At 67.2% G+C, this 20,162-nt stretch carries 18 protein-coding genes; 12 read left to right on the forward strand and 6 right to left on the reverse strand.

What is annotated here, in order from left to right; genetic code table 11:
• The first annotated feature begins 40 nt into the window (after window positions 1–40).
• Entirely contained in the window at window positions 41–1,270 is a 1,230-nt protein-coding gene (locus DOM41_RS01240) for a CaiB/BaiF CoA transferase family protein (RefSeq protein WP_110685024.1), read from the forward strand.
• On the forward strand, window positions 1,267–2,196 hold the full coding sequence (locus DOM41_RS01245) for a hydroxymethylglutaryl-CoA lyase (protein WP_110685025.1): 930 nt from the start codon (window positions 1,267–1,269) through the stop codon (window positions 2,194–2,196). The genes DOM41_RS01240 and DOM41_RS01245 overlap by 4 nt, the downstream gene beginning before the upstream one ends.
• An 11-nt stretch (window positions 2,197–2,207) precedes the next feature.
• Here DOM41_RS01245 and DOM41_RS17915 read toward each other — a convergent pair whose 3' ends face one another.
• The 4 genes from DOM41_RS17915 to DOM41_RS01260 all read right to left on the reverse strand — a co-directional run bounded on the left by DOM41_RS17915 (window position 2,208) and on the right by DOM41_RS01260 (window position 6,386).
• A complete protein-coding gene (locus DOM41_RS17915; RefSeq protein WP_425353263.1) occupies window positions 2,208–2,378 on the reverse strand; it encodes an FAD-linked oxidase C-terminal domain-containing protein in 171 nt (56 codons plus the stop codon).
• Window positions 2,375–2,602 carry an FAD-linked oxidase C-terminal domain-containing protein gene (locus DOM41_RS17705; protein WP_245391691.1) on the reverse strand — a complete coding sequence of 76 codons (228 nt, stop codon included), beginning with the start codon at window positions 2,600–2,602 and terminating at the stop codon, window positions 2,375–2,377. Before DOM41_RS17705 ends, DOM41_RS17915 begins: the two co-directional genes overlap by 4 nt.
• A 958-nt stretch (window positions 2,603–3,560) precedes the next feature.
• The gene (locus DOM41_RS01255) at window positions 3,561–4,976 is read right to left on the reverse strand and encodes an FAD-binding oxidoreductase (protein WP_110685026.1); all 1,416 of its coding nucleotides are present in this window, start codon (window positions 4,974–4,976) and stop codon (window positions 3,561–3,563) included.
• Window positions 4,977–5,276: 300 nt separating this feature from the next.
• Window positions 5,277–6,386, reverse strand: a complete 1,110-nt coding sequence (locus tag DOM41_RS01260; protein ID WP_110685027.1) for a Gfo/Idh/MocA family protein — start codon at window positions 6,384–6,386, stop codon at window positions 5,277–5,279.
• A gap of 336 nt (window positions 6,387–6,722) precedes the next feature.
• Between DOM41_RS01260 and DOM41_RS01265 the strand changes: the two genes are divergently transcribed.
• The 4 genes from DOM41_RS01265 to DOM41_RS01280 are packed head-to-tail and all read left to right on the forward strand — an operon-like array spanning window position 6,723 to window position 9,959.
• Complete coding sequence (locus tag DOM41_RS01265) at window positions 6,723–7,850, forward strand: acyl-CoA/acyl-ACP dehydrogenase (protein WP_110685028.1); 1,128 nt, start codon at window positions 6,723–6,725, stop codon at window positions 7,848–7,850.
• The gene (locus tag DOM41_RS01270; protein WP_110685029.1) at window positions 7,847–8,605 is read left to right on the forward strand and encodes a PIG-L deacetylase family protein; all 759 of its coding nucleotides are present in this window, start codon (window positions 7,847–7,849) and stop codon (window positions 8,603–8,605) included. The genes DOM41_RS01265 and DOM41_RS01270 overlap by 4 nt, the downstream gene beginning before the upstream one ends.
• The gene (locus DOM41_RS01275; RefSeq protein ID WP_110685030.1) at window positions 8,602–9,237 is read left to right on the forward strand and encodes an SAM-dependent methyltransferase; all 636 of its coding nucleotides are present in this window, start codon (window positions 8,602–8,604) and stop codon (window positions 9,235–9,237) included. The genes DOM41_RS01270 and DOM41_RS01275 overlap by 4 nt, the downstream gene beginning before the upstream one ends.
• Window positions 9,207–9,959 carry a glycosyltransferase family 2 protein gene (locus DOM41_RS01280; RefSeq protein WP_223160898.1) on the forward strand — a complete coding sequence of 251 codons (753 nt, stop codon included), beginning with the start codon at window positions 9,207–9,209 and terminating at the stop codon, window positions 9,957–9,959. Before DOM41_RS01275 ends, DOM41_RS01280 begins: the two co-directional genes overlap by 31 nt.
• 39 nt (window positions 9,960–9,998) lie before the next feature.
• Here DOM41_RS01280 and DOM41_RS01285 read toward each other — a convergent pair whose 3' ends face one another.
• Window positions 9,999–11,822 (reverse strand): glycoside hydrolase family 15 protein, encoded by a 1,824-nt coding sequence (locus DOM41_RS01285; protein ID WP_110685031.1) that lies wholly within the window; start codon window positions 11,820–11,822, stop codon window positions 9,999–10,001.
• 58 nt (window positions 11,823–11,880) lie between these two features.
• On the reverse strand, window positions 11,881–13,704 hold the full coding sequence (locus DOM41_RS01290; protein ID WP_110685032.1) for a glycoside hydrolase family 15 protein: 1,824 nt from the start codon (window positions 13,702–13,704) through the stop codon (window positions 11,881–11,883).
• Between the two features lie 238 nt (window positions 13,705–13,942).
• On the opposite strand from DOM41_RS01290, the gene DOM41_RS01295 reads away from it, so the two are divergent.
• From DOM41_RS01295 to DOM41_RS01320, 6 genes are all read left to right on the forward strand, one after another.
• Complete coding sequence (locus DOM41_RS01295; protein ID WP_110685033.1) at window positions 13,943–15,055, forward strand: LacI family DNA-binding transcriptional regulator; 1,113 nt, start codon at window positions 13,943–13,945, stop codon at window positions 15,053–15,055.
• Window positions 15,049–16,104 carry an ABC transporter substrate-binding protein gene (locus DOM41_RS01300; protein WP_110685034.1) on the forward strand — a complete coding sequence of 352 codons (1,056 nt, stop codon included), beginning with the start codon at window positions 15,049–15,051 and terminating at the stop codon, window positions 16,102–16,104. The genes DOM41_RS01295 and DOM41_RS01300 overlap by 7 nt, the downstream gene beginning before the upstream one ends.
• Before the next feature lie 76 nt (window positions 16,105–16,180).
• On the forward strand, window positions 16,181–17,044 hold the full coding sequence (locus tag DOM41_RS01305) for an ABC transporter permease (protein ID WP_245391692.1): 864 nt from the start codon (window positions 16,181–16,183) through the stop codon (window positions 17,042–17,044).
• A gap of 21 nt (window positions 17,045–17,065) precedes the next feature.
• Window positions 17,066–17,881: an ABC transporter permease gene (locus tag DOM41_RS01310; protein WP_110685035.1), complete on the forward strand. Its 816-nt coding sequence runs from the start codon at window positions 17,066–17,068 to the stop codon at window positions 17,879–17,881.
• Window positions 17,878–18,900, forward strand: coding sequence for an ABC transporter ATP-binding protein (locus DOM41_RS01315; RefSeq protein WP_110685036.1), 1,023 nt, complete (start codon window positions 17,878–17,880; stop codon window positions 18,898–18,900). The genes DOM41_RS01310 and DOM41_RS01315 overlap by 4 nt, the downstream gene beginning before the upstream one ends.
• Entirely contained in the window at window positions 18,894–19,709 is an 816-nt protein-coding gene (locus tag DOM41_RS01320; RefSeq protein ID WP_110685037.1) for a phosphodiesterase, read from the forward strand. The genes DOM41_RS01315 and DOM41_RS01320 overlap by 7 nt, the downstream gene beginning before the upstream one ends.
• Window positions 19,710–20,162 lie beyond the last annotated feature (453 nt).

A 20,162-nucleotide genomic window follows, 5' to 3' on the forward strand; every position in this document is an offset into this window, starting at 1 on the left:
TCGGCCATGCTCGCCAACAGATCCTTTGGGGAGAGCCGCCATGACGACCGCCGACCAGACCGCCGCACTCGCCGGTTTGAAGGTGCTGGAACTGGGCCAGCTGATCGCCGGCCCCTTCGCGACCAAACTGCTCGGCGAGTTCGGCGCCGATGTCATCAAGATCGAACCCCCCGGCAGCGGTGACCCGCTGCGACGCTGGCGCATCCTCGAGGAGGGCACTTCGCTGTGGTGGCACGTGCAGACCCGCAACAAGCGCTCGCTGTCGCTCGACCTCAGAAGCGAGGAGGGTCAGGCGATCGTGCGCCAGCTGGCGGCCGAGGCGGACATCGTGGTGGAGAACTTCCGCCCCGGCACACTGGAGAAGTGGGGGCTGGGCTGGGAAGCGCTGAGCGAGCTGAACCCGGCGCTGATCATGGTGCGCATCTCCGGCTACGGCCAGACCGGCCCCTACCGTGACCGCCCGGGGTTCGGCGTGATCGGCGAAGCGATGGGCGGACTGCGCTACCTGACCGGCCAAGCCGGCGAGCGGTCGGTGCGGGTCGGCGTCAGCCTGGGTGACTCGCTCTCGGCGCTATACGGGGTGATCGGTGCCCTGCTGGCCCTGCAGGAGCGCCACCGCAGCGGCCGCGGCCAGTACATCGACGTGGCGCTCTACGAATCGGTGTTCGCCATGATGGAGAGCCTGATTCCCGAGTACGATGGCGCCGACGTGGTGCGCGAGCCCGGCGGCAGCGCATTGCCCGGCATCACCCCGTCGAATGCCTACCCCTGCCAAGACGGCGAACACGTATTGATCGCCGGCAACGGCGACAGCATCTACAAGCGCCTGATGCAGGCAATCGGCCGCGACGACCTTGCTCAGGACCCGGCGCTGGCGCATAACGATGGCCGCTCGCAGCACGCCGAGCGCATCGATACGGCCATCGCCGAGTGGACCGCCCGGCACGCGCGCGATCACGTACTGAGCGTGCTGGAAGCCGTCGGAGTTCCCTCGGGCTACCCCTACACCGCCCGCGATATCGTCGAGGACCCGCACTATCGGGCCCGACAGATGATCGAGACCATCACCACCGAAACCGGCCGCCAGCTCAAGGTGCCCGGCGTGATGCCCAAGCTGAGTCGCACCCCCGGCCGGGTGGGCGGCGGCGGCCCCCGGCTGGGCCAGCACACACGGGCGGTGCTCGACGAACTGGGTATCGACGCCGACACCCAGCGCGCCCTGTTCGAACGCGGCGTGCTGCACGAGAGCGATAGCGAGCAGGCCTCATGACGTCACGCGTTCATCTCAACGAAGTGGCACCCCGCGACGGCCTGCAGATCGAGCCCCGTTGGCTGCCGACCGCGGACAAGATCGCACTCATCGACGCGCTCTCGGCCACCGGCGTGGCGGCCGTCGAAGCCACTTCCTTCACCTCGCCGAAGGCGATCCCCAACCTGGCCGACGCGCACGAGGTGATGGCCGGCATTCAGCGTCGCGCCGGGGTGCGTTACGTGGCGCTGGTGCCCAACCAGCGAGGCGCCGAGGGCGCGCTCACGGGCCATGCCGACGAGATCAACCTGGTCATGTCGGCAAGCGACAGCCATGGGCTGGCCAACCTGCGCATGACGCCATGGCAGTCGCTCGAGCGCTTCACGCCGCTGGTCGCCATGATTCGCGAGCGTGCTCCCGCGGTGCGCATCAACGCCTCGCTCTCTACCGCGTTCGGCTGCCCCTTCGACGGCGCGGTGCCAGAGTCGCGGGTTCTCGAGATCATCGACCGTCTCGCCGCCCTGGACGTCGATGGCGTCACTCTCTGCGATACCACCGGCATGGCCAATCCGCGTCAGGTGGGCGCGCTCTGCGAAGCCGTCATCGCACGGTATCCAATGCTCACGCCGACCCTGCACGTCCACAATACGCGCGGCATGGGTCTGGCCAACGTGCTCGCAGGCTGGCAGGCCGGCATCCACCATTTCGATGCGGCACTCGGCGGGCTGGGCGGCTGCCCGTTCGCGCCGGGGGCCAGCGGCAACGTCTGCAGCGAGGATCTGGTGCACATGTTCGAGGAGATGGGCGTCGACACGGGCGTCGACCTGGATGCGCTCATCCGCGTCGCAGAGACCCTGCCCGATCTGCTCGGCCACGACGTGCCCGGCCAGGTGGTCAAGGCCGGACGGGGCGGACGTCGCTATCCGCTGCCGCCCGGTATCGGCTGACGCCGGACGCGCTACACCAGTTTGCCCGGATTCCTGATGCCCAGCGGATCGAGAGCCTGCTTGATCGCACGCATTACCACCCAGCCCTCACCGTGCTCGGCCTCCATGTAGACACGCTTGCCGGTACCGATGCCGTGCTCGCCGGTGCAGGTGCCGCCAGCGGCCAGGGCGCGCGCGATCAGGCGCTGCCACCGAACTCCTGACGCAGCTCGGCCATCGTCTCGGCCTGCTCCGTCACCCCGGCGTGAGTGCCGTGAAACTCGAGAAAGAGCGTCGGCTTCTCGGCGTAGTCGAGGTGCGAGAAGCGGTTGACCGCGCGCATCGCGAGCGCGTCCATCAGCTCGATCCGGGCCATGGGGATGCCGTACTGGATCGAGGCGATGACGGTAGATGTTTCGTGGAACACCTATAGGATAAAAATGCGCCACAAGTTCGCCGGGTTCAATGTGCTCGGCGATGCTTGAAGCGGCGATGGTGCTGATGCGTAACCTTGGCGCCGCCATCAGGTCCGGCAGGGCGGTGACGCTGGGCCACGCGCCCCGAACGTCAAAAGAGAACATCGCCCTCGACGAGCAATCGATTGAAAGGAGGGTTAGCATTTATGGGGTGGTTAAACGAAATACGCCCGCGCGAGGCGGGCGTATTGGCAACGAAACGCGGACACGAATCGTTGCGACCTGAAGATCGCTTCAGAATGCCAATTCATCTTCGCTCAACTCATCGTTGAGTGCAAACCATCTAATTGATGCCATTAAAAGCCGGTCTTGTTTGCTTCGGGGCTTCGCCTTCATGGAGACGAGGCAACCTTTTTTGTATCTGAAACGCGACGATTTCGAGCTTGACATGAAAAAAGCCGCGCAGCGATGCGGCCTCTAGGAAGACGCATTTTTGTCCAAAGGAGTATCACAATAAAAGGACACATCTAGGCTTGGAAAAAGCAACCGCTACCATATAGAGTGTTTTCAACGGCTTGTCGGTCGGGGCGGACACCCCACCGGTACCGACAAGAATCACTAACCCAAGCGCCTGAAGATCGCTTTAGAATGCCTCCGATCTACACCCCTACGTAATGCCGGAGTAGGGAGAAGGGCGCCCCGACTAAGGGAGCAAACGCCAATGACTAGCGCGGAACTGTCATATGCGTTCGGGGCCGCAGGTATCACCTGTAGCCTCATCGCCTACTACCTCCAGGTCTATTCTTGACCTAACCACAGGCCCCGGGGATATGGCTCGGGGCTTCTAATGCTAATCCCACGCGTACTAAAAGCCCCCGGTTTAACCGAGGGCTATTTATAGCCTTCCTAACAATAACTCATCTACGATCAAGCTCCTTGGGAGTCATGCTCTTTGAAAGGCCGGACGCGCTACACCAGCTTGCCCGGATTCATGATGCCCAGCGGGTCGAGGGCCTGCTTGATCGCACGCATCACCGCCCAGCCCTCGCCGTGCTCGGCCTCCATGTAGACACGCTTGCCGGTACCGATGCCGTGCTCGCCGGTGCAGGTGCCGCCGGCGGCCAGGGCGCGCGCGATCAGGCGCTGATTGAAGGCGGCGAGCGTCGCCATCTCCTGTTCGCTGTCGCGATCCACGGCGACGACCAGATGGAAGTTGCCGTCGCCGACATGGCCCAGCAGCGGCGCGATCAGGCCACACTCGGCGACGTCCGCCTGGGTCGCCTCGATGCAGGCGGCGAGTTCGGAGATCGGCACGCAGACATCGGTGGCGAGAAACTCCATCCCCGGTCGCAGCGCCTTGGCCGCGTAAGCCGCTTCATGTCGCGCCTGCCACAGCGTCTGGCGCGCCTCCTCCTTCGTCGCCCAGGCGAAGTCGCTGCCACCGAACTCCTGGCACAGCTCGGCCATCGTCTCGGCTTGCTCCGTCACCCCGGCGTGAGTGCCGTGAAACTCGAGAAAGAGCGTCGGCTTCTCGGCGTAATCGAGGTGCGAGAAGCGGTTGACCGCGCGCATCGCGAGCGCGTCCATCAGCTCGATCCGGGCCATGGGGATGCCGTACTGGATCGAGGCGATGACGGTATCGATGGCGCCGGCGACCTCCTCGAACGCCACCGTGGCGCTGGAGATCGCCTCCGGCAGGCCGTGGAGCTTCACCGTCAGCTCGGTGATGATCCCCAGCGTCCCCTCCGCCCCGATCATCAAATGGTTCAGGTCGTAGCCGGCGGCGGACTTGCGCGCCCGGCTGCCGGTCTTCACCACGCGGCCGTCCGGCATCACCACCGTCATCGCCAGCACGTTCTCGCGGATGGTGCCGTAGCGCACGGTGTTGGTGCCGCTGGCGCGGGTCGAGGCCATGCCGCCGAAGCTGGCATCCGCCCCCGGGTCTACGGAGAAGAACAGACCCGTGGCGCGCAGATCGGTGTTGAGCTGCATCCGCGTGACGCCGGGCTGCACGGTGGCGTCCATGTCCTCGGCGCGCACCTCGACGACGGCGTTCATCTGCCCCAGATCGACACAGAGCCCGCCCTGACCGGCAATCACCTGCCCCTCGATGGACGTGCCCACCCCGTAGGGAATGACCGGTACGCGCTGCGCCGCGCAGGCGCGCACGACAGCGGCCACCTCCTCGGTGGTGTGCGGAAAGCAGACGGCATCCGGCGCAGCCGGGTGGTGCCAGGACTCATCGTGGCCGTGTGCCTCGCGGATGCCCGTCGCTGTGGTGATGCGCTCGCCGAGTACCGGCTCGAGTGCCGCGATCAGCGCCTCGATGGTGGCGGGGGATGGACGCGGCAAGAGATCGGCGGGACACGCGGCAGCGGATGACATGACAACACCTCGGGAAAGCGAAATGAAAGAACGACAGCGTATTCAATGAGCACGCTATCGATCCGCCAGCATACGCGTCTCGAGGCGACAGAGAACAGGAAATAGGGAACCTTGCATGGCGTGACGGGCATTCGCGCGTGGCCCGCACGCCCTCTGCAAGAGGTCTCGAGTCTCACGAGCGAGGTACGAGGATCGAAAGGATCGAAAGGATCGAAAGGAGAGTGAAGCGAATGAGAGGCGCGAGAGACAGCAGACAGCGACCGACACCCTCGCCGCCGTCGGCGTGGGTGTCATTCGGGATCAGGCCGATTGCGTGATGACACCCACCAGCTGATCTTCCGAAGGCATCGCAGCCGGCGTGAGTGTCTGCGTCTGCTCGGACGTGACGTAGCGGTCGCGGCTTCTAGGTTCGAGCTCGATGGTTCGGCCGGTATCGAGCGCCTGCTCGATGGCAGCCAGTACGCGCACGTCCATCAACCCCTCCTCGCCATCGGGCTCGGGCTGGCGATCGTTTAAGATGCAGTCGGAGAAGTACTGAACTTCGCCGCCGAACTGATCGACCGGCTCGAAACGGTACGTCTGACGCGCCTCACCCGTGTCGACGACGTAGGTCAGTTCGAGCTCGGGGCCAAAACCGAAACACGGCGAGGCGTGCACGGTGGCCTGCGTCCCAATGAGCGAAAAGGTCTCGATCGCGGCCGTTGCATAACTCACGGTGAATTGCGCGGTGCGGTTTTCCGGGAACAGCAGCGTGACGGCGACGGTGTCGTGAAAGTCGAATCCACGCGTCGGATCCTGGGTACCGATGGCCTGGACGGCAATGGGCTCGGCGGCGAAGAGCTGACGCGCTTCGTTGAGCGGGTAGGCGCCCATGTCCGGCACCGGGCCACCCCAGTAGCCGTTGTGCCCGCGCGAATTTCGCTCGTCGACGTTCTGGGAAAAGCTCGCGCTGAAGGCGCGCAGCGTGCCGAAATCCCCGCGGCGCGCCCGCGTGAAGAGATCGACGGAGCCCGGTTCGCAATGCAAGCGATAGGCCGTCATCAACTTGGCGTTACTGCTGCGCTGCGCCTCGATCATCTTCTCGCACTCTTCCACCGAGGTGGCGAGCGGCTTCTCGCACAGCACGTGGATGCCCGCGTCGAGCGCCGCCATGACGAAGGAGGTGTGCCGAAAGTTCGGCGTTGCCACGTAAACGGCGTCGATGTCGCCGGACCGCAGGAGCGTCTCGTAATCGTCGTAGGTATGCGCCTGAATACCGCACTGGTCAGCCAGCGCGTCGGCCTTCTTGGCATCGCCCGTTATCAGGGCGACGAGTTCGGCATTGTCGGCCTGGCCGATGCCCGGCATGAAAGCCTGCTGCGAAATCTGACCGCCACCGATGACGGCGTAGCGGATTTTTTGACGACTCATGTCCATTCCTTTAGCCATGACGATAAAACGTTAGGAGGGAAATCATCCCGCGATCAGCATGGCACTCCACGCGTGAATTTCCACGATCCGAGGGATTTTTGATTGATCGATCATGGAGTTGCCTACCACACCCTCGTTTGATCGCCGCGTGACGCCCCCCTGTCTGCCGCCGTCGTTGGTCTCGGATCGCCGCACGAGCGGCTACCAGGACATGACGTTCCTCGCGACTATCGACGGGCCTGGATTACCGATTGCCGCCAATCGGCGTATTGTCGCGCTTACAGTGGCGTTCGCCACGGTGCCAGGGCCGGCGCGCGGCGTCGCAAGGAAGCGTGGATGCGTTGTCCGGAGAGCGACGACCCCGTCGCCAGGCTCTGTGCCGAGTGGAAGACCCCGGCAGCAGAGGCCGAGACACTCGCCGCGCGGTTTGGCGAACTCTGTCATCGGGGGTGCGATCGGCTGCCGCTGCCGGGCGGGGGTGACACGCTTTCGCGCTGGCACGCACTGGCCAGCGTGGCGGGATCCGACCTCGCCCTGGTCAAACTCTTCGAGAGCCATACCGACGCCCTGGCGATTCTCGCCGAGATCAGCGACCTCTCACGTCACCCGTCGGCGGCAACCTGGGCCGTGTGGGCCTCGGAGCCGCCGTTCGCGCGACTCGAGGTCCTGCCCGCCCGAGACCCGACGTCGCTCACTCTCGATTCGAAACCGCTAGCGGGTCATCAGCGCATTCGGCTGCGCGGCACCAAGGCGTGGTGCTCGGGGGCGGCGACCGTCACCCACGCGCTCGTCACTGCCTGGCACGACGACACGCCCTACCTTGCCGCCGTCGCCCTCGACACCCCCGGTATCCAGATTACCCGGAGCGGCTGGCACGCCGTGGGCATGGCCGTTACCCAGAGCGTCGATGTCGTCTTCCGGGACGTCGAAGCGACGATTGTCGGCACCGCCGCAAGCTATCTCGAGCGGCCCGGCTTCTGGTACGGCGGCATCGGCGTGGCGGCGTGCTGGTGGGGCGCGGCGGTACGGCTCGGCGACACGCTTCGTGCTAGCGCCGGCCGGCACGGCGAGCCCCACGCCCTCGCGCATCTCGGTGCGGTCGACGTTGCACTCCACCATGGCCGATTGCGTCTCAAGGATGCCGCGGCGGAGATCGATCAGTCTGCGCGTTCGGACACCGACTCGCGGCCGCGTGACGAATCGCTACAAGCGGCGCGCTACCTCGCGTTGTCGGTGCGTGCCGCCATCGATCACGTCGTCGCCGAAGTACTCCATCACGTCGGGCGCGGCGCCGGTGCCGGCCCCTACTGCCGTGACCCGGCGTTCGCGCGATTGATCGCGGATCTACCGGTATTCGTCCGCCAGTGTCACGCCGAGCGGGACCTGGAAGCGATCGGCGCCTATCGCGCCGAGCAGGACACCACCGCCTGGACGTTACGCCACCACGGGAAACGACAGCCATGAACGAGGAACGCCCCCACTTCGGTGGCAGCGGCACGCCGCTCGAACGCTGGCGCGATGACCCGGAGCTGGCTGACCTGCCCTCGCTGAATCTCGCGGCCATCTTCGAAGAGAGCCGGCGGGTGGTGGTGATCGCCCCGCACCCGGACGACGAGATCCTGGGCTGCGGGGGGCTGCTGATGCAGCTTCACGCCCTCGGCCGGGAACTGCTGCTGGTCTCGGTGACCGATGGCACCGGCAGTCATCCTGGCTCCTCCCTGTGGCCCGCCGCCCGGCTGGCCGCCACACGCCCGCAAGAGAGCCGACGCGCCCTCGCTCGTCTCGGGCTCGCGTCCCTGGAGACGATGAGGCTTAGGCTGACGGACACCCAGGTCGCCGGCGAGGCGAGGACGCTGGCCTATCGTCTGCACCGTCTGCTGCACGATGACGACATCCTGCTCACCACCTGGCGCGGCGACGGCCACGCCGATCACGAGGCGACCGGTGAGGTCTGCGCCGCGCTGGTCGACGGCAGCAGTCGCACGGTGGTCGAAATGCCGATCTGGATGTGGCACTGGGCCGAGCCGGGTGACGCCCGCGTGCCCTGGCACCGCGCGCACCGGCTTCCTCTCGACGAGTCGGCGCGTGCCGCCAAGCGCCACGCGATGGTCGAACACGGCAGCCAGTGTCAGCCAGACCGTTCCACCGGTGCGCCGCCGATACTGTCAGCGCTGGCACTGGAGCGACTGACGCAGCCCCACGAGGTGTTCCTGCTATGAGCGATGCGTCATCACTGCGAGCCGAATCCGCCGCAAGACACGCTCTCCACGCCCACTTCGAGACGCTGCACGCCGGCTCCCCGGACCCGTGGCGCTACGCCGACGCCTGGTACGAGGTACGAAAGCGTGCGCTGACGCTCGCGATGCTGAGCCAGCCGCGTTATCGACGCGTCTTCGAGCCGGGCTGTTCCATCGGCGTTTTCAGCGCGGCACTGGCCGAACGCTGCGACTCCCTGCTCTGCTGGGACGTCAGCGACAGTGCCCTGGAACACGCCCGCCGACGGCTCACCGAGCATCGCCACGTCACGCTGGAAGCTCGCGAACTCGGCAGCGACCTGCCGCCGAGCGGCGTCGATCTGATCGTGTTTAGCGAACTCGGCTACTACCTCAGCCCCGCCACGCTCGCCGCGACAGTCCGCGGCCTCGAGGCGGCGCTGAGCGACGATGGCGAGTTGGTCGCCTGTCACTGGCGTCATCCGATTCCCGATGCACCCGGTCACGGCGACAACGTTCACGACACCCTGCGGGCGACACTGACACGGCCCCACGTGAGCAGCCTGATCGAAGCGGACTTTCGGCTGGACCTGTGGTCGGCGGCACCGTGCGCGCCCACGCTGGCGACGCGCGGGTGATCGGCGTGGTGGTGCCGGCCCATAACGAGGAGGGGCTGCTCGGTGCCTGCCTGGCGTCGATACTCGCCGCCGCCGGCCACCCCGGCCTTGCCGGTGAAGGGGTGAGCGTGGTGGTGGTGCTGGATGCCTGCAGCGACGGGTCGGCGGCCATCGTCGAGCGGTTGGCGAACGAGCGCCTCACGACCGGGGAGACGCCGACGAGGCTCATGGGCGTGAGCGTGGGATTCAGCAATGTCGGCATGGCCCGCCATGCCGGCGCACTTCACATGCTGGGCGAGGGGGCGCGCTGGCTCGCCTTCACCGACGCCGATACCGTCGTTCGCCCGGACTGGCTGGTACGCCAATGTGCCAGTCGCGCCGATGTGGTCTGCGGCGGTGTACGTCTCGCCGACTGGCACACCCTGCCACAGCGGCTGCGTCACCAGTATCTGGCGCTGCGGCGAGAGTGTCCGGACGGCCGCCACGTTCACGGCGCCAATCTAGGTGTCGATGCCGACGCCTACCGCGCCGTCGGCGGCTTTCCGCCACTGCCCGCCCACGAGGATGTCCAGCTCGTCGCCAGTCTCCAGCACCACGGCTTTCGCGTCGCCTGGCTCGACGAGTTGCGGGTGATCACCAGTGGGCGCTGCAACGCCCGCGCGCCCGAAGGGCTGGGCGCAAGATTGAGCGTACTGCAGGAGACCACCTTGCCGGAGCGCCTCGAGTCGCGGCCGATGGGTTGATCGCCTGACGTCCGGCTCGTCGACACGCGCGGTCGCGTCTCAGTCGTTACCGCTCTCCCACGGCCGGCTGGAAAGCGCCTTGGCGGCGCCGATCTGCGCCAGATGGCTCAGGCCCTGCGGCGCGTTGCCGAGGAAGGCACCCGTGGCCGGGTCGAGCATCTCGGTCATCAGGCCCAGGTTGATGTCGGTCAGCTCCAGCATCTGATCCATCAGTTGTTCGGCCGCCTCGCCTTCGCCGAGCGCGACGAGCGCCTCCACCAGCCAGTAGCTGCAGGCGATGAACGTCCCCTCCGTCTCGGCGGCGCCGGAGAACCGATAGAGCTGCGGGCCGCGCCCCAGCTCTTCGCGGATGACGCGATAGGTCGAGCGCATGCGCTCACGATCGACCTCGTTGCCGTAGCGATGCATCAGCGCTATCGAGGCGTCCAGATCCTCGGCCTCGGTGTGCATCAGGTAGGCGCCACGGGCCTCGGACCAGCCGTGGGTCTCGATCCACTCGCTGATGCGCGCGCGCTCTCGCTGCCAGCGCGCCTTCCAGGTCGCCTCGAGATAGCCGGCCTCGGCGAGCTGGACCGCGTGGGTCAGCGCCTGCCAGCACGCCATCTTCGACTGCACGTAGTGGCGCTGGGCGGCGCGTTCCCAGATGCCGGCGTCGCGCAGCCGCCAGCGATCCGCGCACTGATTGGCGAGATCGCAGAGCAGCCGCGCGGTTTCCCTGTCGATCACGTGGCCGGCCTCGATGAACTGCGACGCGGTCGAGAGCATGTCACCGTACATCCCGAGCTGGCGCTGATAACGGACGTCGTTACCGATACGCACCGGGCGCGAATCCCGATAGCCGGGGAGATCGGGGTGGGTCTCGGGAGCAATCATCTCGCCATCGAGCCGATAGCAGACGTGGGGATCGGGGCCGTGACGGCGGATGACGCCTGCCAGCCAGGAAAACGCGGCCTGCGACTCTTCCAGCGCGCCGACCTGAAGGAACGACTTGATGGTCAGACAGGCGTCGCGCACCCAGGCAAAGCGGTAGTCGTAGTTATCGGTGCCGCCAATCCCCTCGGGTAGCGAGGTGGTAGCGGCGGCGGCGATCGCGCCGCTGGGCGAATACCACAGGAACTTTAGCGCCAGCGCCGAGCGCATCACGGTGTCGTGGTAGCGACCGGTATAGGTCAGCTTGTCGACCCAGTCGCGCCAGGCAAAGTCGCTCACCTCGATGCGCTCGTCGAGCTTGTCGATCGCCGGCACGGTCAGCGGCTGGCTCTCCGACGCCAGCAGCGCGACCATCGAGCGGGAGTCGGCTCGCGTCGTCAGCCGGGCCTCGACGCCACGGTCCTCGCAGCGCTCGATCGTCACGTCGTCGGAGCTGCGAAACATCGCCATCACGCCGTCGATATTGTGGACACTGCCCTGCGCCGTGCGCTGTATCCAAGGGCTGAAACGGCCATTCTGCGTGCCGGGGCGAAAGCGGATGGCGAATTCGACCTCTCCTTCCAGCCCCTCGACGCGCCGGGCGAGTTCGCACCAGGGTTGGCGCCCCGCCGTCGAACTGTTGATCGATTCGGTCACGCGCGCCCGCCCGCTGGCGGTAACGAACTCGGTCTCCAGCACGTTGCTGTCGTCGCGGTATCGCCGCGCGACGCGAAACGCATCACTGGGGGTCAGGGCGAAATGGCTGCCCGCTTCGGGGTCGAGCAGGCGGTCGAACAGCGGCGGTGAATCCATCGACGGCACGCACCACCAGTCGATCGAGCCATCCAGCGCCACCATCGCTACCGAGCGGCCCTCGCCGATGGCCGCGTAGTCCTCCAGCGGCGCGTTGCCGTCCACGCGCGTCGGGTTGGTTTTCTGTCTACACCGAGTCATCGCTTGCCTTGAGTTTGTGAGTTTTCGCTACCCCGGGGCTCGAGCCCCGTCGCCGGGCTCAGTAGTCCTCGCTCTCCAGCGGCCGGCCGGAGAGGGCATTGGCGGCACAGATCTGTGCCAGATGGCTCAGCCCCTGCGGGACGTTGCCGAGGTAGTCACCGCTGCCGGGATCGACCATTTCGGTCATCAGGCCGAGGTTGCCATCCGTCGCCTCCAGCGCCTCGTTCATCAGCGCTTCCGCCTCGTCGCATTCACCCAGGGCGGCCAGCGCCTCCACCATCCAGTAGGAGCAGGCAACGAAGGCGCCCTCCTCTTCGCTGGCCCCGGAGTAGCGATAGAACAGCGCGCCGCGGCCAAGCTCTTCACGGATGGCACGGTAGGTGGCCAGCATGCGCTCGGGGTTGACCTCAGCGCCGTAGCGGTGGGTCAGACACATGGCCGCGTCGAGCCCCTCGGTGCCCTCGTGAAAGACATATGCACCGCGGGCCGCCGACCAGCCGTGCGTCTCGATCCATTCGCTGATCCGTTCGCGCTCACGGGCCCAGCGTTGCTTCCAGGTCGGTTCGATGTGCCCCGCCTCGGCCAGCTTCACCGCATGGGTCAGCGCCAGCCAGCAGGCCATCTTGGAGTGGATGTAGTGGTTCTGCTCCGGTAGCTCCCAGATGCCGGCATCGCGGATACGCCAGCGGTCGGCGCACTGATTGGCGAGATCGCCCAACAGCCGGGCGGTGTCGATGTCGATCACGTGGCCCGCCTCAATGAACAGCGTCGCCGTCGCCAGCATGTCGCCGTACATGCTCAGCTGCACCTGATCGCGAGCGTTATTGCCCACCCGCACCGGCTGCGAGTGCCGGTAGCCGGTCACCGGCGGGTAGCTCTCCGCCGGGATCAGATCGCCCTGCAGCCGGTAGCAGGCGCGCATGTCCGGGCCGTGACGGCGAATGGTGTGGGTGATCCAGGAAAACGCCGCCTGCGACTCCTCGACGGCGCCCGCCTGAATCAACGACTTGATGATCAGGCAGGCGTCACGCACCCAGGCGTAGCGGTAGTCGTAATTCTTCTCGCCGCCGATGCGCTCCGGCAGCGAGGTGGTAGCCGCGGCGGCGATCGCCCCGCTGGGGGAGTAGAGCAGAAACTTGAGCGACAGCGCCGAGCGCGTCACCCACTCGGCGTAGCGGCCGTCGAAGTCGAGCTTGTCGACCCAGTCCTGCCAGGCGAAGTGGCTGACATCGATACGCTCGTCGATCTTGTCGATCGGCGGCACCGCCAGCGGCACGCCCTCGACCGCCAGCAGCGCGATCAGCGAGCGTGAGCCGGCGTACGTCTCGAGGTGCGCGAACACCCCGCGGTCGCCGTACTCGTCGATGACGACGTCGTCGGAGCCGCGGAACATCGCCATGACGTTGCCAATGTTGTGAACGTTGCCCTGCGGTGTCTCCTGCAGCCACGGACTGACGTTCTCGTTCTGGGTACCGGCCCGAAAGCCGATATCGAACGTCACCTCGCCCTCGATCCCTTCGATCCGCCGAGCCAGTTCGCACCAGGGTTGGCGCCCGGCGGTGGTGCTGTTGATCGACTCGGTCACCCGTGCCCGCCCGGTCTCGGTGATGAAGTCGGTCTGCAGCACATTGCTGTTCTCCCGATAGCGCCGTTCCACCCGGTAGTCGCCACGCGGGGTGAGCGCGAAGTAACCGCCCACATCGGGCTCCAGCAGGCGGTCGAACAGCGGCGGGGAGTCCATCGACGGGACGCACCACCAGTCGATCGAACCATCCAGCGCCACCATCGCCACCGAGCGCCCCTCGCCGATTGCCGCATAGTCCTTGAGCGGCGCAAAGCCGTCGATCCGCTCGGGGTTTTCCTTCGTTCTCAGACTGGCCATTCGTCGTCCCTGTTCTGTTCCGTTCCGTCGGTTGGTGCGGCCGTGACCTCAAGGGGCGTCTACACCCAAAGTCCTATGTTCTCTCCCTCCAGCGTAGTCGCTTCGCGCTAGACGCAAGCGCCGGCCTCGACGCGCGCGGCGATGACGAATTCATCTACATGACACGACACCGTCACGGGATCGTCATGCGGCGGCGGCAGGATGCCCTGCAAACGTTTTCATCACCGCAGGCGCTGCCTTGACCCTCTCGTCACGTCCCTCTCTGATTCAGATCGCCGAGCAGGCCGGTGTCTCGCCGGCCACGGTCTCGCGGGCGTTCAACCGCCCGGAACTGCTCAGCGAGGCGACCCGCACGCGCATTCTGGAGACCGCCAACCGGCTCGGCTTTCGGCCCAACCGGGTCGGCGCCAGCCTGCGCTCCGGCAGCACCAAGACGTTGGGCTTGCTGCTGCCGACGCTGGCCAACCCGGTGTTCGCGGCGTGCTTCGAGGGGGCGGAAGCGGCAGCGCGCGGGGCCGGCTACAGCGTGATGCTGGCGACCACCGGCTACGACCGCCAGCGCGAGCAGGCGGCGGCCCGCCACCTGCTGGAGCATCAGGTCGAGGGACTGATGCTCACCGTCGCCGACCCGGCGGCGAACGCCACTTTGAATGAACTCGAGGCGGACGGCGTGCCCTTCGTGCTGGCCTACAACGAGTCCACGACTCACCCCTTCGTCAGCGTCGACAACCACGCCGCCGCCGGGGACATGCTCGAGCAGCTGGTCGGGCTCGGTCACCGCCGCGTCGCCTTCGTCAGCGGCCCCCTCGCCGACTCCGACCGCGCGGCGCGCCGGCTCGAGGGCGTACTCACGCGCGCCGCCGATCTAAGAATCCCCACGCCGGTGCACCTGTCGCTGGCAACGCACACTGCGGCCGAGCGCACGCGGCTGCAGAGTCTGCTGTCGATGCCGCACCCGCCGAGCGTGCTGTTCTGCTCCAACGATCTGCTCGCCGCCGCCGTCATCGCCGAACTCGCCACCGTGGGGATTCGCGTACCGCGGGACCTCGCCGTCTGCGGCTTCGATGGCGTGGCCTTCGGCGCGCTGATGGTGCCGTCGCTCGCCAGCGTCTATCAGCCAAGCGGGGAGATCGGTCACGCCGCCTGCCGCCTGCTGCTCGACGCGCTGGCCGGCCAGCCCGGCACGTCACGCCAGTTGCCCCACCGGCTATGGCTCGGCGGCTCCGTCACCGCGCCGCACGACTCGCTGACCGAGCCCGCCTTGACGCCCGACACAACCACCACCCACCCGACCACCGCCCCGCTGCCGGCCCCCGAGCCAGCGCTCATCAGGAGATTCACCCCATGCTGAAACGCACGTTACGCCACGCCACCCAGGCCCTCGGTGTCACCGCCACGCTGGGCCTCGCCGCCACGGCCGGCGCCGGCCTCACGGCATTGACCAGCACCACCGCTCAGGCCGCCGACACCGCCATCTGCTACAACTGCCCGCCGGAGTGGGCGGACTGGGGTACCCAGCTCGAGGCGATCGAGGCCGATACCGGCATTCGCGTACCGCAGGACAACAAGAACTCCGGTCAGTCGCTGGCCTCGATCACCGCCGAGCAGAACAACCCGGTCGCCGATGTCGTCTACTACGGCGTGACCTTCGGCATCCAGGCCGCCGAGCAGGGCCTGGTGCAGCCCTACAAGCCGGCGCACTTCGATGACATTCCCGACGGCCTGAAAGACCCCGACGGCAAGTGGTTCGCCATCCACTCCGGCACGCTCGGCTTCATGGTCAACGTCGACGCCCTGGGTGACACGCCGGTGCCGCAGTCGTGGGCGGATCTGCAAAAGCCCGAGTATCGCGGTCTGATCGGCTACCTCGACCCCTCGTCTGCCTTCGTCGGCTACGTCGGTGCGGTCGCCGTCAACGGGGCGCTCGGCGGTTCGCTCGACGACTTCACGCCGGCGATCGACTTCTTCGAACAGCTCGCCGATAACGACCCCATCGTCCCCAAGCAGACCGCCTATGCCCGAGTGCTCTCCGGCGAGATTCCGATCCTGCTCGACTACGACTTCAACGCCTACCGCGCCCGCTATGACGACGGCGCCAATGTGGAGTTCGTGATTCCCGAGGAGGGCAGCGTGACCGTGCCCTACGTGATGAGCCTGGTCGCCAACGACCCCAACCCGGAAGCCGGCAAGCGCGTGCTCGACTACGTGCTCTCCGACAAGGGTCAGTCGATCTGGGCCGACGCCTACCTGCGTCCGGTGCGCCCCGATGCCGCCTCCGAAGAAGCCCAGGCGAAGTTCCTGCCGGCCAGCGACTACGCCCGCGCCGAGCCGGTCGACTATGCCCGCATGGCGGCGGCGCAGCGCGACTTCGCCAACCGCTACGCCCGTGAAGTGAACTGACCACCAACGCGCCTCGCGCCGGGCGCTGCGTCGCCCGGCATTCACGCCTTTAGAGACACGATCTGGAGTTCGGCGAATGTCACTCTCACACGCCACCCCGATGCTAGCCCGGGGCGGCCGGCACACAGCGCTCTCCGGTCGACGTGCCTGGCTGATCATCGCCGCGCCGGCGGTCGCGCTGTTTCTCGCCTTCTGGCTGCTGCCGATGGTCAAACTCGCCGGGCTTGGCGCCACGGCGCCGACCGGCGAGACCGCCAACGCCTACTGGCTGGTGGTAAGCGAGCCCCGCTACTGGAAGAGTCTGTTCAATACCGTGGGTCTGTCGCTGGCGGCCACCCTGGCGACACTGATCATCGCCCTACCGGTGGGGCGCTTTCTCGCCCGCCACCCGAGCTTTCCGGGGCGACGCGTGCTGATGTCGCTGCTGATCTTTCCGCTCGCCTTTCCCGGCGTGGTGGTGGGTTTTCTGGTGATTCTCACCACCGGCCGTCAGGGCGTGCTCAATACGCTCTCGCAGCTGCTCACCGGTGAGCCGACGGTTCTCGCCTACGCCATGCCGGGGCTGTTCATCGGCTACGTCTACTTTCTGCTGCCGCGCACCATCGGCCTGCTCACGGCAGCGGTGGAAGGCATCGACAAGCAGTGGCTGGAGGCGGCGCAGACGCTCGGCGCCAGCACCTGGCGGCGTTTCGTCGATATCGAGCTGCCGGCCCTCACCGGCGCTCTCACCGCCGCCGGCGCGATGTGCTTCGCCACCGCCATGGGCGCCTTCGGCACCGTCTTCACCCTGGGCACGCGGATCGACGTGCTGCCGATCACGATCTACGACGAATTCACCAACTACGCCAACCTCCCGGTCGCCGCCGCCCTCTCCGTGGTGCTGGGCCTTTCGACCTGGGCGGTGCTCTACGCCGCCAACTCGCTCGCCGCGTCGCGCTGAGCCAAACGCCGAGACAGACTCATGACACACTCTCGCTTCGATACCCGCCTGGGGCTCGGCATCACCCTGGCGGTCACCGCCTTCCTCATCGGCCCGGTACTGCTATCGGTCACCGCCGGGCTGACCCAGAACTACTTCGTCGGCCTCAAGAGCGGGCTGACCTTTCAGTGGGTGGTTCAGGTGTGGGATCTCTACGCCGACACTATCTGGCGTTCCTATGGCGTGGCACTGGCGACGCTGGCCGTTACCACCGTCATCGGCGTCCCGGCGGCGTGGGTACTCACGCTCTTTCCGGGCCGGCTGTCGCGGCTGCTGGAGGAGCTGCTGACACTGCCGGTCGCCGTGCCGGGACTCGCCACCGCGCTGGCGCTGATCGTCTCCTGGGGCAGCACGGGCTGGCTGCGCAGCAGCGTGGCGTTCATTGTCGTCGGTCACGTGCTCTTCACCTTGCCCTTCATGATCCGTGCGGTGCGCGCCAGCATGCAGGGTGCCGAACTGGTGGTCCTCGACGAGGCCGCCGCCACCCTCGGCGCCAGCCGCCGCCAGCGCTTTTTCGACATCATCGTGCCCGCCGCGAAGAGCGGTATCGTCACCGGGGCGCTCACCGTGGTCACGCTCTCCATCGGCGAATTCAACCTCACCTGGCTGCTGCACACGCCGCTGACCAAGACCCTGCCGGTGGGGCTCGCCAACAGCTACGCCTCGATGCGACTCGAAGTCGCCTCCGCCTACACCCTCGTCTTTCTGCTGATGCTGCTGCCGCTGATGGTGGGCCTGCAGTGGCTCGCCACGCGCACCCATCGCACGGGCTCGCTCGCCCTCGGAGCTTCCTCATGACTGCACCTCTCGCTACCGATCCGCTCTCGATCACCCTGACCCACTGCGCCAAGACCTGGCCGGATGGCACCCGCGCACTGGCGCCACTCGACCTCGAGGTGCGCCCCGGTGAGACACTGGCCCTGCTCGGCCCCTCCGGCTGCGGCAAGACCACTCTGCTGCGCCTGATCTGCGGGCTGGAGCGCGCCGACGCCGGCGCCACGATCCACTTCGGCGAGCAGGCGGTCACCGACGTCGCCCCGGAATCCCGCGGGGTCGGTGTGGTCTTTCAGGGCTACGCCCTCTTTCCCAACATGAGCGTTGCCGAGAACGTCGGCTACGGCCTGAAGATCCGTGGCGTGGCGGCTGCCGCCCGGCGCGACCGGGTGCGCGAGATGCTCGCGCTGGTGGAGCTCGAGGCGCTGGCGGACCGACGTATCGATCAGCTCTCCGGTGGCCAGCGTCAGCGGGTGGCGCTGGCCCGTGCCATCGCCATCCAGCCGCGGGTGCTGCTGCTCGACGAGCCGCTCACGGCGCTGGATGCCCGCCTGCGCCAGCAGCTACGGGTCGATCTTGCCAAACTGCTGCGGCGTCTCGGCATCACCTGCGTGATCGTCACCCACGACCAGGAGGAGGCGATGATGCTGGGCGACCGCGTCGCGGTGATGTCCGCCGGCCGGCTCGAACAGCTCGGGGAGCCGGAGACGCTCTACCGCGCGCCGGCATCGCCGTTCGTCGCCGACTTCCTGGGCACCCTCTGTCGGCTCGAGGGGGCCGTGGTTCGGCGCCACCTGGGCGTCGACACGCTGGCCTTCCGGCCGCACGAGATCGCCATCGTCGCGCCCGGCGAGGGTCTACCGGCCACCGTGCAGGCGCGCTTCTTCCTCGGCAGTCAGGTCCGCCTGGAGCTCGCGCTGGAGGATGGCCAGCGCTTTACCGCGCTGGTCGCCTCAAACGCGCCCTGGCAGCCCGACGCCCGCGTTGGCGTGCGAATGGCCGATGCCGCGCCCGCCGCGCTCGAGGAGGTCGCCTCATGCTGATCGCCCAACTCACCGACCCGCACCTCCGCCAGCCGGGACAGAAGGCATACCGCGTGGTCGAGACCGACCGTTATCTGACGCCGGCGGTGGCCGCGCTCAACGCCCTCGAACCGCGCCCCGACGTGGTTCTGATCACCGGCGATGTCACCGACTTCGGCCGCCCGGCGGAGTACGCCGCCCTGGCCGAGCGGCTGGCCCCGCTGGAGATCCCCTGGTACCTGATCCCCGGCAACCATGACGACCGCGCCGCCATGCGCGAGGCGTTCAGCGATCACACCTATCTCGGCGAGACGGGCTTTCTGCACTACGTCATCGAGCGCTTTCCGCTTCGCCTGATCGGACTCGACACGCTGGTACCCGGCGAGGGGCGCGGCGAACTCTGCCAGGCGCGCCTCGATTGGCTCGCCGCCCGGCTTGCCGAGCAGCCCGAACGACCGACACTGATCTTCATGCACCACCCGCCATTCGCCACCGGTATCGCGCACATGGACGCCCAGGGGCTCACCGGCGCCCAGGCGCTGGAGACGCTGATACGCGGCTACCCCAACGTCGAACGCATCCTCTGCGGCCACGTTCACCGCACGATCTTTCGCCGCTTCGGCGGCACCATCGCCAGCTGCTGTCCCAGCAACGCCCACCAGGTCGCTCTCGACCTGCGCGAAGGCGGCCCCTCCGCCTTCGTCATGGAGCCCCCCGGCTACCAGCTGCATCTCTGGCGGGACGGCGAGCTCATCACCCATCACGCCGTCATCGGCGACTACCCCGGACCGTATCCGTTTCATGAAGCGGGCGGGCTGATCGACGAGTGACGACAGCCGCCAGGGGCTTTGCCCACGCCGGCAAGCGACGGATCTCGCACAAGCCACCTCGCCAAGCGTCGCGGGGCGATCCATACTGCAGTCGACGACCTGCCCGGTGCCCCGTCAGTCGCGTGTCTCGCCCCGCCGCTTCTCCCTTGCGGCCCACGCTGTTTCGCTGATCCGGCGCCCCTCACTTCGTTCGCCATGCCGCCACGTTGCGCCGCTGCCGATAACGGCAAGCGGCCTGCAGTGCCATGGCGTCGCCCTGGCCGACCCGACGCCCGAAAATCCCTTCCCGCGCGGGCTTCGACCGTACTCTCGCTCGACGTTCCGTGCCGATGATTCGGCACCGTCCGCCGTCGGCGAGAAGGAGAACGACGATGGACCGGTGTTTTCCTGACCTTATCTTGCAGGATGCGCGCCTCGGCGCCGACCGTGTTATTGCCCCCGCGATGGCGGTGA

This window comes from Salinicola aestuarinus, assembly GCF_003206645.1.
Taxonomy (GTDB): domain Bacteria; phylum Pseudomonadota; class Gammaproteobacteria; order Pseudomonadales; family Halomonadaceae; genus Salinicola; species Salinicola aestuarinus.